Genomic DNA, 14,596 nt, shown 5'->3' with positions numbered 1-14,596 from the left:
CGCGCCGGCTGCACCAGGGCGCGGGACAGGGGGCAGGACTAGTGGTGCTTGTCCTCGCCGATCATCGCCAGCGAGTTGAAGGTGCGCGCGTTGTACTTGTGCAGCTTGAGCACCAGCGCCATGGTCACGCAGATAAACAGGCCCAGCGCGACGATGACCACGCCGATCGGCACGTTCAGCTTGATCAGCAGCGCATACAGGCACAGCATCAGCAGCACCGAGACGTTCTCATTGAAGTTCTGCACCGCGATGGAGTGGCCGGCCGACAGCAGCACGTGCCCGCGGTGCTGCAGCAGCGCATTCATGGGCACTACGAAGTAGCCCGACATGGCGCCCACCACCATCAGGAAGACATAGGCGATGGCCATGTACAGCGGCATATGCATGCCCAGCACGTCAAGCGCGACATGGGGCATCGCATCCTTGGTGTAGAACGCCATGATCATCACGGTGGCGCCCATCGCCACGCCAAAGGGCAGTACCGACAGCGACTTGCGCAGCGGGATACGCGCCGCGGCCAGGATCGCGCCCACGGCCACGCCCACGGCCACCACGGCTTGCAGCAGCGCGCCCTGCGACAGGTTCAGGCCCAGCGATTTCTCGGCCCACTTCAGCACGATGAACTGCAGCGTGGCGCCCACGCCCCAGAACAGCGTGGTCACCGCCAGCGAGATCTGGCCCAGCTTGTCGCGCCACAGCGCCACGAAGCAGTCGCCGAACTCTGCGATCAGCTTGATCGGGTTCTTTTCCTGCTGCGGGTAGCGCGCGCCGGTTTCGGGGATGAACAGGTTGAAGACCGAGGCGATCACGTAGAACAGCATGATCACCACCATCGCGGCTTCGGCCGGGGTATCGATGCCGGTGTTCACGTAGGGGAGGTCGAACCGCAGCAGGATCTGCGACACGTGCACGGAAATCAGTGCGCCCCCCACCACGGTACCCAGGATGATCGAGCCCACCGTCAGCCCCTCGATCCAGCCGTTGGCCATCACCAGTTTCTCGGGCGGCAGCAGTTCGGTCAGGATGCCGTACTTGGCCGGCGAGTAGGCCGCCGCGCCGAATCCCACTATGCCATACGCCAGCAACGGGTGCAGCCCGAACATCATGATGGCGCAGCCGACCACCTTGATGGCGTTGGTGATGAGCATCACCCGCCCCTTGGGCATGGAGTCGGCAAAGGCGCCGACGAAGGCGGCGAGGACGACGTAGGAAAGTACGAAGAACAGCTTGAGCAGCGGGGTCATCCACTGCGGGGAATGCAATTCGGTGAGAAGGGCGATCGCGGCGATCAGTAAGGCGTTGTCGGCCAGCGAAGAAAAAAACTGCGCGGCCATGATGGTGTAAAAACCCTTCTTCATGCTGTCGACTTTTTCTCCATCGCGAACTCCGCTCAGTCCATCGCGAACTCCGCTCAGGCTGGCCAGGCTAGCGCCCACCGGGGAGGCCATGGTTTGCAGGGAACCTTGTGCCGCGGCCGTGTCGAATTGTGTCTGTGGTGCTGCGCTGCGGCGCCTTGAGGCTTGCCTGACAGTCATTGACATAATGCTTCGCTTTTAGAACATAGCCGGAGCGTCCGGCTTTATATCACGAAAACATGACATTCCCGAACCCCGGCAAGGGCTCTTTTTGAAAGCAGATTGCCGTGCCGATTCCCTAATGACCCCCGGTAATGGCATCTGAATGTGTTCAAATAACGACTGCGATCGCGACCAGCCGACCGGGTCTTCCCTGATCTGGTGCGTGGTCGAACCGATATGGTGACTGGGATACATGGGCGTGCCAATTCCGCACATTCCCGCATGCCAGTCGCCGCAACATGCAGCTGCACACCGACAGGTGACGTTTGCGCCATCGATACTGAGACAGAGCCGTCCTTCCAGCACCCGCGCCGGCCGCCCATGCCGCCAGCGCCGCCTGCCTGCTCGTCCGCTTTCTGAGATGTGACTCCCATGCCAAGACCCATCCACGCAGTCATCCATCAACCCGCCCTGGCCAACAATCTCGACATCATCCGCCGCAAAGCGCCGAATTCGCGCATCTGGGCGGTGGTCAAGGCCAATGCCTACGGCCACGGCATCCGCCGCGTCTTTGCCGCGCTGCGGGTGGCCGACGGCTTCGGCCTGCTGGACCTCAATGAGGCCGTGCTGCTGCGTGACCTTGGCTGGCAGGGCCCGATCCTGCTGCTGGAGGGCTTCTTCCAGCCGCAGGATGTTGCCGTCATCGAACAATACCGCCTGACGACCGCGATCCATTGCGACGAGCAGCTGCGCATGCTGGAAAGCGCACGTGCCAAGGGGCCGCTGGCAATCCAGCTCAAGCTCAACACCGGCATGAACCGGCTGGGCTTCCATCCCGCGGATTACCGTACCGCCTGGGAGCGGGCCCGCGCCATGCCCTGTGTGGGCAGTATCGTCCATATGACGCATTTTTCGGATGCGGACAGTCCCCGCGGCGTCGCCCACCAGATCGAGGCCTTCGACGCCGCCACGGCCAACCTGCCGGGCGAGGCCAGCCTGTCGAACTCAGCCGCGGTGCTGTGGCACCCGCAGGCGCACCGCGCCTGGGTGCGCCCCGGCATCATCCTGTACGGCGCCTCGCCCACCGGGCGCGATGCCGATATTGCCGGCACCGGCCTGCAGCCGGCGATGTCGCTGCACAGCGAACTGATCTCAGTGCAGGACCTGCAGCAGGGCGATACCGTCGGCTACGGCTCCTTGTTCACCGCCGAGCGGCCGATGCGCATTGGCGTGGTGGCGTGCGGATATGCCGACGGCTACCCGCGCCATGCGTCGGGCTGGGGCGAGCAGCGCGCGCCGGTGCTGGTCGATGGCGTGCGCACCGAGCTGGTCGGGCGCGTGTCGATGGACATGCTGTGCGTGGACCTGACCCCGTGCCCGAAGGCCAAGGTCGGCAGCCCGGTCACGCTGTGGGGCCAGGGCCTGCCGATCGACGAGGTGGCGCAGGCCAGCGGCACGGTGGGCTATGAGCTGATGTGCGCGCTGGCGCCGCGCGTGCCGGCCTCGGTGGCGACGATCACGGCTTCGGACAGCGCCGCGCCTGCCGTGGCCTGATCCGGGGCGCTGGTGCGGGCGCAGGCCCGCGCACTAACCATCTGCCGGCCGGGCCACTTGTGGGCCCGGCTCGTTTTTTCCTGCAAGGACATCCGTTGGCCAAGACCAAGACTGTCTATACGTGTACTGAATGCGGCGGCACCACGCCGCGCTGGGCCGGCCAGTGCCCGCATTGCCAGCAGTGGAACACGCTGGTGGAGACGGTGGCCGAGTCCGCCGCGAACAAGCGCTTCCAGCCGCTGGCCGCCTCGGCCACGGTGCGCAAGCTGTCGGAGATCGATGCCGCCGACGTGCCGCGCTTCTCCAGCGGCATCGATGAATTCGACCGCGTGCTGGGCGGCGGCCTGGTGTCGGGCGGGGTGGTGCTGATCGGCGGCGATCCCGGCATCGGCAAGTCCACGCTGCTGCTGCAGGCCCTGGCCAACCTTGCGGGCCAGCGCCGCGTGCTCTATGTGAGCGGCGAAGAATCCGGTGCGCAGATCGCGCTGCGCGCGCAGCGACTGGGCGTGGAAAGCCCGTCGCTGGGGCTGCTTGCCGAAATCCAGCTGGAGAAGATCCAGGCCACGCTGGAAGTGGACAAGCCCGAAGTCGCGGTGATCGACTCGATCCAGACGCTGTACTCCGAGGCGTTGACCTCCGCACCGGGCTCGGTCGCGCAGGTGCGCGAATGCGCGGCGCAGCTGACGCGCATTGCCAAGAGCAGCGGCATCACCATCATCCTGGTCGGCCATGTGACCAAGGAAGGCAGCCTGGCGGGTCCGCGCGTGCTGGAGCATATCGTCGATACGGTGCTGTATTTCGAGGGCGATACCCATTCGTCGCACCGGCTGATCCGCGCCTTCAAGAACCGCTTCGGCGCGGTCAATGAGCTGGGCGTGTTTGCCATGACTGAGCGCGGCCTGCGCGGCATCAGCAATCCGTCGGCGCTGTTCCTGTCGCAGCATGAGGAAACCGTGCCGGGCTCATGCGTGCTGGTGACGCAGGAGGGCACGCGTCCGCTGCTGGTCGAGATCCAGGCGCTGGTCGATACCGCGCATGTGCCCAACCCGCGCCGGCTGGCGGTGGGGCTTGAGCAGAACCGGCTGGCGCTGCTGCTGGCGGTGCTGCACCGGCACGCGGGCATTGCCTGCTTTGACCAGGACGTGTTCCTGAATGCGGTGGGCGGGGTCAAGATCACCGAGCCGGCCGCTGACCTTGCGGTGCTGCTGTCGATCCATTCATCGATGCGCAACAAGCCGCTGCCGCGCGGCCTGGTGGTGTTTGGCGAAGTCGGCCTGGCCGGCGAGATCCGGCCCAGCCCGCGCGGGCAGGAGCGCCTGAAGGAAGCCGCCAAGCTGGGCTTCACGGTGGCGGTGATCCCCAAGGCCAACGCGCCCAAGCAGAAGATCGACGGGTTGGAAGTGATTGCGGTGGAGCGCATCGAGCAGGCGATCGACCGCGTGCGGCACCTGGACTGAGGCATGGAAGCTGACGATATCGCCTTCGAGACGGAACGCCTGCGGCTGCGCCAGTGGCGCGAGGCGGACTATGCGCCGTTTGCCGCGCTCAATGCCGATGCGCAGGTGATACGCTATTTCCCTGCGCCGCTGACGCGTGTTGAAAGCGATGCGATGGCCGACCACTGCCGCAGCCTGATCGCAATGAAGGGATGGGGCGTCTGGGTAGCCGAGCGCAAGGCGGACGGTGTTTTCCTGGGGTTTGTCGGACTGCACGAGCCCACCGCGGCGCTGCCGTTCGCGCCTTGCGTGGAGATCGCCTGGCGCCTGGCGCAGCACGCCTGGGGCAGCGGCTACGCGACCGAGGCGGCACGCGGCGCGCTTGCCTGGGGATTTGAGCGGCTGAGGCTGGATGAGATCGTGTCCTTCACGACACTCGCCAATGTCCGCTCGCGGGCGGTCATGGAGAGGCTCGGCATGCGCGAGGATGCCGTGGGCTTCGAGCATCCCGCCTTGCCGCCAGGGCATCCGTTGCGGCCCCATTGCCTGTACCGTTTGCCGCGCACGGCGTGGCTGGCAGCCGGCGCATAGCACCCCTGCGTCAATCCGCCACAGGGCAGGTGGCTTGCGCTGCGTGTGACGCCAACTGCAAGCGCTGCAAAATAGGTAATAATGCGCAGCAATGCCGCGCCATCCACTGACGGCACCGCTTACCGGTTTACCTGATCACCCACTATGCAAGCCAACTCACGCGCCTATTTCCTGCTGATCGCCCTCGTTTCCTTTGGCCTGGTCGGCGTTGCGCTCTACCTGCAGTTTGAAAAGGGCTACCAGCCGTGCCCGCTCTGCGTGATGCAGCGCTTTGCCTTTATCGGCATCGGCATTTTCTCACTGCTGGCCGTGGTGGCGCAGAACACGCGCTCGCTGTGGCAGGGCCTGGGCATGCTGTCCGGCATTGCGGGCATCGCAGTGGCGGTCTACCACGTGTCGCTGCTGCTCAACCCCAAGGCCAGTTGCGGCATCGATCCGCTGGAAAACTGGGTCAACGCGCTGCCGACTGCCAAGGTGCTGCCGCAGGTGTTCTACGCGGATGGCCTGTGCACCGCGCCGCTGCCGCCGGTGCTGGGGCTGTCGGTGCCGGCATGGTCGCTGATCTGGCTGTTTATCCTGACGCTGACGCTGGCGGTGGGGTTGATCCGGCGCGAGAAGAATTTCCGCTGAGTCGGGAGCAAGCCATCGACATAAGAAACGGCGCCATTGGCGCCGTTTCTTGTTTGCGGTGGTGCGAGGGAGGGGACGCGAACCAGACTACGCAATCTGCTCGATCTGCTCCTGCAACTCCAGCCACTTCTCCTCCAGCGTCTCCAGCTCGCCGTTGACCTCGCCCTGGCGCTTGAGCATCTCCATCAGCCTGGTCTTGTTGGCTTCGGCATAGCTGCTTTCATCGGCCATGAACCGGTCGATCTCCTCTTTGGCGGTTTGCAGCACCGCCATGCGCTTTTCCACCTTTTCCAGTTCCTTCGTCAACGGCTTGCGCAGTGCTGACAGCCGCTGGCGCTCGTCGGCCTCCGCGCGGCGCTGGTCCTTGCGGTTGACCGCCGCCGCGGCATCGCCGGCGTTCTCTGCCAGGTGCGCGGCGGTGGCGGCATTGCGCTTGGCCGCGGCCTGTTGCAGCAGCCAGTCGCGGTAGTCGTCCAGGTCGCCATCGAAGGGCTTGATGGTGCCGTCGGCCACCAGCATGAACTGGTCGGCGGTGGCGCGCAGCAGGTGGCGGTCGTGCGAGACCAGGATCAGCGTGCCTTCGAACTGCGCCAGCGCCATGGTCAGCGCCTCGCGGGTATCGAGGTCCAGGTGGTTGGTCGGCTCGTCCAGCAGCAGCAGGTTGGGCTTCTGCCAGACGATCAGCGCCAGGGCCAGACGGGCCTTCTCGCCGCCGGAGAAGGGCTCGATCGGCGCGGTGGCCATGTCGCCGCGGAAGTTGAAGCTGCCGAGGAAGTCGCGCAGCTCCTGTTCGCGGGTGTCGGGCGCCAGGCGTGCCAGGTGCTGCAGCGGCGAGTCGTGGTCGCGCAGCGTCTCCAGCTGGTGCTGGGCGAAGTAGCCGATCTGCAGGCCCTTGCCCAGGCGCAGCTTGCCAGTAAGCGGATCTTGCGTGCCGGCCAGGGTCTTGACCAGCGTGGACTTGCCCTGGCCGTTGGCGCCCAGCAGGCCGATGCGCTGGCCGTTCTGGATCGACAGCGCCAGGTTGTGCAGGATGGTGACGGGCGGCTCGGCCTCGGCATAACCGCAGTCGACGCCGTCGAGCACCATCATCGGGTTGGGCGCGGCGTCGGGTTCGCGGAACTCGAAGGCGAAGCCGGCGGCCACGTGCACCGGCGCCAGCCGTTCCATCTTTTCCAGCGCCTTGACGCGGCTCTGTGCCTGGCGCGCCTTGGTCGCCTTGGCCTTGAAGCGCGTGATGAACGATTCCAGGTGCGCGATTTCCTTCTGCTGGCGCACGTAGGCGGATTGCTGCTGCGCCATCTGCTGCAGGCGCAGGGTCTCGAACAGCGTGTAGTTGCCGCCATAGCGGCGCAGCTGCTGGTTCTCGATATGCACGGTGACGTTGCAGATCGCGTCGAGGAATTCGCGGTCGTGCGAAATCATCACCAGCGTGCCGGGGTAGCGCGCCAGCCAGTCCTCCAGCCAGACGATGGCGTCCAGGTCCAGGTGGTTGGTCGGTTCGTCGAGCAGCAGCAGGTCGGACGGGCACATCAGCGCCTGCGCCAGGTTCAGGCGCATGCGCCAGCCGCCGGAGAACGAGGCCACCGGCTGCGACACCTGCGCCAGCGTGAAGCCCAGGCCCAGCAGCAGGGCCTCGGCGCGCGCCGGGGCGGTGTAGCCGTCGGCGTCGGCAAAGGCGGCGTGGGCTTCGCCCTCGGCGCTGCCGTCGCCGCTGGCCTGCGCGGCGGCTATGGCGGTTTCGATCTCGCGCAGGCGGGTGTCGCCATCGATCACGTAATCCACGGCGGTGCGGCTGACCGCAGGCGTTTCCTGCGCCACGTGCGCGACGCGCCACTGCGCCGGCACGATGACATCGCCCCCGTCCGGATGCAGTTCGCCGCGCAGCAGCGCGAACAGCGTCGACTTGCCGCTGCCGTTGGCGCCGACAAGGCCCACGCGCTCGCCCGGGTTGAGCGTCACGCTGGTGTGGTCGAACAGCACCTTGGTGCCGCGCTGGAGGACTAGCTGGTCGATTCGGATCACGAGAGGGGGAAATGCCTGAGTGAAAAACAGAAAAAGCGCTGAGAAAGCTGGCAACCGCCGGGTCTGGTGCGCTGGCCGGCATTGTAGCGTTTCCGGTGCGCCGCACGCCTTGGCGGTGCAAAACAGCCGGCCTACGTGCACCGCCAATGTGCCTTCATTTCTCGTGGATTCAGGGATTACCCTTGGTTTGGTAAAACTCTATTTTCTTGTTTGTGAGTTGCGTGTAAATTCATTTTCACGCAAACGACGTCCATCAGACGACGTCCAGACCAACCGCTTCCATCATGCCCAAAGGCCATTCGATCTCAGACCGCATTGCGCGCAGCTTGCCGACGCTGACGCCGGCACACCGCCGCATGGCGGAATACGTGCTGGCCAATCTGTTCCGCGCGGCGACCATGCGCATCGACGAATTTGCCGCGGCGGTGGAGGTGTCGGTGGCCACGGCGAACCGCTTTGCGCGGGCGCTGGGGTTCGACGGTTATCCGCAGTTCCGGGCCGAACTGGTGCGCGGCTTCGAAGCCACGCTGGCTCCGGTGGAGCGGCTGCGCAGCGAGCTGGAGCGGCCCGCGACCGTGGCCGAAGTCTTCGCCGCCTCGCTGGAAGATGCCGCGGCCAATGCGGAAGCCACGCGGCGCGGCATCGACCCGGAGGCCTGCGAGCGCGCGGTCTCGGCGATCCTGGCGGCGCAGCGGGTCTACGTGGCCGGCTTCGGCGCCAGCGGTTTCCTGGCGGGCCTGCTGCAGCACGGGCTGGAAATGCACTGTCGCATGGTGACCTCGGTGGCAGGCGCCGGCGGCGCCTCGCATGCGGCGCGGCAGCTGTTCAAGCAGCAGCCGAGCGACCTGCTGATCGTGATTGCCTTCCCGCGCTACGTCACAGACACCATCGAACTGGCTGAGCGGGCCAAGTCGCACGGCGGCCAGGTGCTGGCGCTGACTGACGGGCCGACCTCGCCGCTGGCGCCGCTGGCCGATATCGCGCTCTACGCGCAGGCCGGTAACCGGCTGTCGGCCAACTCCGATGCCACCGTGCTGGCGCTGATCGAGGCGCTGTGCGGCGCGGTGGCGCACCGGGCCGAGCGCCCGGTCAAGGCCGCCGCCGAAATGACTGAATTCCTGCTGCCGTGGCTGTACGGCACGCCGGCTGCGGAGTCCGCCGGCCGTGCCGCGCCCGGCACCCCGCAGTCCACCGAACCCACGGCTGGCGCCAGGCGCGGCCGATCCTCCAACACCCGGAAGTCCTGAGCATCCACATGCAACCAGCAGTCATTGCCATCCACGGCGGCGCCGGCACCATCACCCGCGCGGCGATGGACGCCGCCCGCGAACGCGAATACATCGAAGCGCTGCAACACGTGCTGCAAGCCGGCCAGCGCATCCTGGCCGAGGGCGGCAGCGCGCTCGATGCGGTCACCGAGGCCGTGCGCCTGCTGGAAGAGTGCCCGCTGTTCAACGCCGGCAAGGGCGCCGTGCTGACCCATGCCGGCACCTATGAGCTCGATGCCGCGGTGATGGACGGCGCCACGCTGGAAGCCGGCGCCGTGGCCTGCGTCACGCGCCTGCGCAACCCGGTGCTGGCCGCGCGCGCCGTGCTGGACCACAGCGAACACGTGCTCTTTGCCGGCGCCGGCGCCGAAGCCTTTGCGCAGTCGCAAGGGCTGGAACTGGTGAGCCCGGACTACTACTTCACGCAGGCCCGCCATGACCAGTGGCAGCGTGCGCTAGGCAACGCCGGCATGGCGCTGCTGGACCACGATGCCGCTGCGCTGGTGGCGCAAGGCAAGCCGCAGGCGGGCGACCCGATCGATCCGGACAGCAAGTTCGGCACCGTCGGCGCGGTGGCCTGCGACGGGCGCGGCAACCTGGCTGCGGCCACCTCCACCGGCGGCGTGACCAACAAGCGGGTGGGGCGCGTGGGCGATACCCCGGTGATCGGCGCGGGCTGCTATGCGGACGACGTGGCGGCCGTGTCCGCCACCGGCACCGGCGAGATGTTTATCCGCACCGTGGCGGCGCACGACGTGGCCGCACAGATGCGCTATGCGGGCCTGTCGCTCGAGGAATCGGCGCGGCGCGTGGTGATGGAGAAGCTGCCGGCCATCAACGGCCGCGGCGGCCTGATCGCGGTGGACCGCGCCGGCAACGTCACGCTGCCGTTCAACACCGACGGCATGTACCGCGGTTTCGCCCGGGTGGGCGAGGCCGTGAACGTGTCGATCTACGGCTGACGCCATCCCCCTGCATCACCCGGCAATACAAGGAGTTCCAGTGGCCACTTCCCCTATGCAAGCCTCCCAGTCCGGCATCGTACTGCCACCGCAGCGGGTAGTCTCGGTAAACGGGCTGTCCGTGCGCTTTGCTACGTCCGAGCGTACCGTCGAGGCCGTGCGCAACCTGTCCTTCCATGTCGAGCGCGGCGAGACGCTGGCGGTGGTGGGTGAGTCGGGATCGGGCAAGTCGGTGACGTCGCTCGCGCTGATGCGGCTGGTGGAGCATGGCGGCGGCAAGATTGTTGCCGGCAGCATGGCGCTGCGCCGGCGCGGCGGCGAGGTGCTCGACCTGGCGCGCGCGGATAACGCCACGCTGCGCAGCGTGCGCGGCGCCGACGTGGCGATGATCTTCCAGGAGCCGATGACCTCGCTCAACCCGGTGTTCCCGGTGGGCGAGCAGATCGCGGAATCGATCCGCCTGCACCAGGGCAAGAGCCGCGCGGCGGCGCGTGCCGAAGCGCTGCGCATGCTGGAGCTGGTGCGCATCCCCGAGGCGCGCCGCGTGCTGGAGCGCTATCCGCACCAGCTCTCCGGCGGCATGCGCCAGCGCGTGATGATTGCCATGGCGCTGTCGTGCAAGCCGGCGCTGCTGATTGCCGACGAGCCCACCACGGCGCTGGACGTGACCATCCAGGCCGAGATCCTGCAGCTGATCCGCGGCCTGCAGGCCGAGATGCACATGGGCGTGGTCTTTATCACCCACGACATGGGCGTGGTGGCCGAGGTCGCCGACCGCGTGCTGGTGATGTACCGCGGCGAGAAGGTGGAAGAGGGCACCTCGGACGATGTGTTCCGTGCCCCCGCCCATCCGTACACGCGCGCGCTGCTGTCGGCGGTGCCGCGCCTTGGCGCCATGAGCGGCACCGACCTGCCGGCCAAGTTCCCGTTGCTGCAGCTGGACAGCGCCAACCCCGAGCCAGTCGCGCCGCAGGACACCGTTACCCCGGGCGTTGCTCCCATCCTGCGCGTGCAGGACCTGGTGACGCGCTTCGACGTGCCCGGCGGCCTGTTCGGCCGCGTCACGCGGCGCGTGCATGCGGTCGAGCAAGTCAGCTTCGACCTCTATCCCGGCGAGACCCTGGCGCTGGTGGGCGAGTCCGGCTGCGGCAAGTCCACCACGGGCCGCTCGCTGCTGCGCCTGGTGGAAAGCCAGAGCGGCACCATCGAGTTCGCCGGGCAGAACATCAGCAAGATGGAAGGGCCGGCGCTGCAGACCCTGCGCCGCAATATCCAGTTCATCTTCCAGGATCCGTTCGCCTCGCTCGATCCGCGCGTGCCGGTGGGCTATTCGATCATGGAGCCGCTGCTGGTGCACAAGGTCGCCGGCGGCAAGGAGGCCGAGCAGCGCGTGGCCTGGCTGCTCGACAAGGTGGGGCTGGACGCAGCGCACGCGGCGCGCTACCCGCATGAGTTCTCCGGCGGCCAGCGCCAGCGCATCTGCATTGCGCGCGCGCTGGCGCTGAATCCCAAGGTGGTGGTGGCCGATGAATCGGTCTCCGCGCTGGATGTGTCGATCCAGGCGCAGATCGTCAACCTGATGCTGGATCTGCAGCGCGAGCTTGGCATCGCCTTCCTGTTCATCTCGCACGACATGGCGGTGGTGGAGCGCGTGAGCCATCGCGTGGCGGTGATGTACCTGGGCCAGATCGTCGAGATCGGGCCGCGCCGCGCGATCTTCGAAAACCCCCAGCACCCCTACACGAAGAAGCTGATGTCGGCGGTGCCGATCGCCGACCCGGCGCGGCGCCACCTGCGGCGCGAGCCGCTCAACGACGAGATCCCCAGCCCGATCCGCGCGGTCGGCGACGAACCGGTGGTGCTGCCGCTGGTCCAGGTCGCCGGCAGCGGGTCGCTCGGCCATTATGTCGCCCGGCATGCCGTCGGCGGCGCTTATTGAAGTCCTCGAAATCAAGAAGTTACCAAGGAGATTCGACGATGTCTGCACGTATGGTTTCGCCCCGATGGATGGCCGGTGCCTTTGCCGCCGGCGCGCTGGGCATGTTGGCTTCGGCCCCGGCCTTCGCGGCCAAGGATGCCGTGATGGCGGTGTATTCCACCTTCACCTCGCTCGATCCGTACGACTCGAACGACACGCTGTCGCAGGCGGCCAGCAAGTCCTTCTACCAGGGGCTGTTCGGCCTGGACAAGGACATGAAGCTGGTCAACATGCTGGCCGACAGCTACGAGGTCAGCAAGGATGGCCTGACCTACACCTTCAAGCTGAAGAAGGGCATCAAGTTCCACGACGGCACCACGTTCGATGCCGCCGCCGTCAAGGCCAACCTGGACCGCGTCACCAACCCGGCCAACAAGCTCAAGCGCTACACGCTGTTCAATCGCGTCGCCAAGACCGACGTAGTCGATGCCAATACCGTCAAGGTCACGCTGAAAGAGCCGTTCTCGCCGTTCATCAACGTGCTGGCGCACCCGTCGGCGGTGATGATCTCGCCGGCCGCGCTGCAGAAGTACGGCAAGGACATTGCCTTCCACCCGGTGGGGACCGGCCCGTTCGAGTTCGTTGAATGGAAGCAGCCCGACCACCTGAAGGGCAAGAAGTTCGCCGGCTACTGGAAGGCCGGCTACCCGAAGATCGACACCATCACATGGAAGCCGGTGGTCGACAACAACACGCGCGCGGCGATCATGCAGACCGGCGAGGCTGATTTTGCCTTCAGCATCCCGTTCGAGCAGGCCGCGGTGCTGAAGAACAGCCCGAAGGTTGAACTGATCTCGGCGCCGTCGATCATCCAGCGCTACCTGTCCATGAACACCATGGTCAAGCCGTTCAACGATCCCAAGGTGCGCCAGGCCATCAACTACGCGATCAACAAGGATGCGCTGGCCAAGGTCGCCTTTGCCGGCTACGCCGTGCCGTCCGAGGGCGTGGTGCCGCCGGGCGTGGACTTTGCGGAGAAGCTGGGCCCGTGGCCGTATGACCCGGCCAAGGCGCGCGCGCTGCTGAAGGAAGCCGGCTACCCGAACGGCTTCGAGACCACGCTGTGGTCGGCCTACAACCACACCACCGCGCAGAAGGTGATCCAGTTCGTGCAGCAGCAGCTGCAGCAGGTCGGTATCAAGGCCTCGGTGCAGGCGCTCGAAGCTGGCCAGCGCGTGGAGAAGGTCGAGAGCGTGCAGAAGCCGGAAGACGCCGGCGTGCGCATCTACTACGTGGGCTGGTCGTCGTCGACCGGTGAATCGGACTGGGCGCTGCGTCCGCTGCTGGCTTCCGAGTCGATGCCGCCCAAGTTGCTGAACACCGCGTACTACAAGAACGACCAGGTCGACGCCGATATCGCCGGCGCGCTGCGCACCACCGATCGTGGCGAGAAGGCGCGCCTGTACAAGGACGCCCAGGAACGCATCTGGAAGGATGCGCCGTGGGCCTTCCTGGTGACCGAGAAGGTGCTGTTCGCGCGCAGCAAGCGGCTGACCGGTGCCTATGTGATGCCGGACGGCTCGTTCAATTTCGACGAGATCGATATCAAGCAGTAATGGGTAGATGGTCGGGCGCCGGCAGTACCCAGGCGCCCGATCCACGCTATCCCATCCCAGAGCAGTAAGCAGTAAAGCAGTAAGCCGACAGATGGCCGCCTGCCCGCGACGCGGGGTTCGCAGGCGGGCGGCCCGCGGCCTTTCCTCTTGGTGTGTCATGCTGAATTACTTCCTCAAACGTGTGCTGGGCGTGATCCCCACGCTGCTGATCGTGGCAGTGCTGGTGTTCCTGTTCGTCCACCTGCTGCCGGGCGATCCCGCGCGGCTGGCGGCGGGCCCGGAGGCCGACTCGGCCACGGTCGAACTGGTGCGCAAGGACCTTGGGCTGGACCGGCCCATGCACGAGCAGTTCGTCAACTTCTTCTCCAATGCGGTCCGCGGCGAGTTCGGCCATTCGCTGCGAACCAAGCGTCCGGTGAGCGAGGAGATCGGCGACCGCTTCATGCCCACGCTGCTGCTGACAGTGGCGTCGATGGCCTGGGCGGTGGTGTTCGGCATGGTGATCGGCATCGGCTCGGCCGTGTGGCGCAACCGCTGGCCGGACCGGCTCGGCATGACGCTGGCGGTGTCGGGCATCTCGTTCCCCGCCTTCGCGCTGGGCATGCTGCTGATGGAGGTGTTCTCGGTGCAACTGGGCTGGCTGCCGTCGATCGGCGCCGACACCTGGAAGCACTACGTGTTGCCGTCCATCACGCTGGGCGCGGCGGTGGCCGCGGTGATGGCGCGCTTTACCCGGGCCTCGTTCGTCGAGGTCTTGCAGGAAGACTTTATCCGCACCGCCCGTGCCAAGGGCGTGCGCGAGACGCTGGTGGTGACCAAGCATGGCCTGCGCAACGCCATGATCCCGGTGGTGACGATGATGGGCCTGCAGTTCGGCTTCCTGCTGGGCGGCTCGATCGTGGTCGAGAAGGTGTTCAACTGGCCGGGCCTGGGGCGCCTGCTGGTCGATGCCGTCGAGATGCGCGACTACCCGGTGATCCAGGCCGAGGTGCTGCTGTTCTCGCTCGAATTCATCCTGATCAACCTGGTGGTGGACATGCTCTACACCGTGATCAACCCAACCATCCGCTACAAGTGAGGCC

At 66.5% G+C, this 14,596-nt stretch carries 11 protein-coding genes; 9 read left to right on the top strand and 2 right to left on the bottom strand.

Translation table 11 applies throughout. The features are described from left to right. Window positions 1-38: 38 nt before the first annotated feature. On the bottom strand, window positions 39-1,358 hold the full coding sequence (gene lplT, locus A3A5_RS0107420; RefSeq protein ID WP_018309974.1) for a lysophospholipid transporter LplT: 1,320 nt from the start codon (window positions 1,356-1,358) through the stop codon (window positions 39-41). Window positions 1,359-1,949: 591 nt separating this feature from the next. On the opposite strand from lplT, the gene alr reads away from it, so the two are divergent. The 4 genes from alr (at window position 1,950) to A3A5_RS0107400 (ending at window position 5,728) form a co-directional block, all read left to right on the top strand. Continuing rightward, window positions 1,950-3,071: an alanine racemase gene (alr, locus tag A3A5_RS0107415; RefSeq protein ID WP_018309973.1), complete on the top strand. Its 1,122-nt coding sequence runs from the start codon at window positions 1,950-1,952 to the stop codon at window positions 3,069-3,071. 95 nt (window positions 3,072-3,166) lie between these two features. Further along, window positions 3,167-4,528, top strand: coding sequence for a DNA repair protein RadA (gene radA / locus A3A5_RS0107410; RefSeq protein WP_026200546.1), 1,362 nt, complete (start codon window positions 3,167-3,169; stop codon window positions 4,526-4,528). Between the two features lie 3 nt (window positions 4,529-4,531). Then, a complete protein-coding gene (locus A3A5_RS0107405; protein WP_018309971.1) occupies window positions 4,532-5,098 on the top strand; it encodes a GNAT family N-acetyltransferase in 567 nt (188 codons plus the stop codon). A 144-nt stretch (window positions 5,099-5,242) separates the two neighbouring features. Beyond that, entirely contained in the window at window positions 5,243-5,728 is a 486-nt protein-coding gene (locus tag A3A5_RS0107400) for a disulfide bond formation protein B (RefSeq protein ID WP_018309970.1), read from the top strand. Window positions 5,729-5,815: 87 nt separating this feature from the next. On the opposite strand, the gene A3A5_RS0107395 is transcribed toward A3A5_RS0107400, so the two are convergent. Continuing rightward, window positions 5,816-7,750, bottom strand: a complete 1,935-nt coding sequence (locus A3A5_RS0107395) for an ATP-binding cassette domain-containing protein (protein WP_018309969.1) — start codon at window positions 7,748-7,750, stop codon at window positions 5,816-5,818. Window positions 7,751-8,034: 284 nt separating this feature from the next. Here A3A5_RS0107395 and A3A5_RS0107390 point away from each other — a divergent pair, with 284 nt between their 5' ends. From A3A5_RS0107390 to gsiC, 5 genes are all read left to right on the top strand, one after another. Then, window positions 8,035-8,997, top strand: coding sequence for a MurR/RpiR family transcriptional regulator (locus A3A5_RS0107390; RefSeq protein WP_018309968.1), 963 nt, complete (start codon window positions 8,035-8,037; stop codon window positions 8,995-8,997). A gap of 8 nt (window positions 8,998-9,005) precedes the next feature. Further along, window positions 9,006-9,980 (top strand): isoaspartyl peptidase/L-asparaginase family protein, encoded by a 975-nt coding sequence (locus A3A5_RS0107385; protein ID WP_018309967.1) that lies wholly within the window; start codon window positions 9,006-9,008, stop codon window positions 9,978-9,980. Between the two features lie 55 nt (window positions 9,981-10,035). Continuing rightward, window positions 10,036-11,919 (top strand): dipeptide ABC transporter ATP-binding protein, encoded by a 1,884-nt coding sequence (locus A3A5_RS0107380; protein ID WP_018309966.1) that lies wholly within the window; start codon window positions 10,036-10,038, stop codon window positions 11,917-11,919. Window positions 11,920-11,969: 50 nt separating this feature from the next. Then, window positions 11,970-13,514: a glutathione ABC transporter substrate-binding protein GsiB gene (gsiB, locus tag A3A5_RS0107375; RefSeq protein WP_018309965.1), complete on the top strand. Its 1,545-nt coding sequence runs from the start codon at window positions 11,970-11,972 to the stop codon at window positions 13,512-13,514. Between the two features lie 157 nt (window positions 13,515-13,671). Beyond that, the gene (gene gsiC / locus A3A5_RS0107370) at window positions 13,672-14,592 is read left to right on the top strand and encodes a glutathione ABC transporter permease GsiC (RefSeq protein WP_018309964.1); all 921 of its coding nucleotides are present in this window, start codon (window positions 13,672-13,674) and stop codon (window positions 14,590-14,592) included. The last annotated feature ends 4 nt before the right edge of the window (window positions 14,593-14,596 follow it).

This window comes from Cupriavidus sp. UYPR2.512 (assembly GCF_000379565.1).
Lineage (GTDB): Bacteria > Pseudomonadota > Gammaproteobacteria > Burkholderiales > Burkholderiaceae > Cupriavidus.
This window is presented reverse-complemented; position numbering and strand designations above follow the sequence as displayed.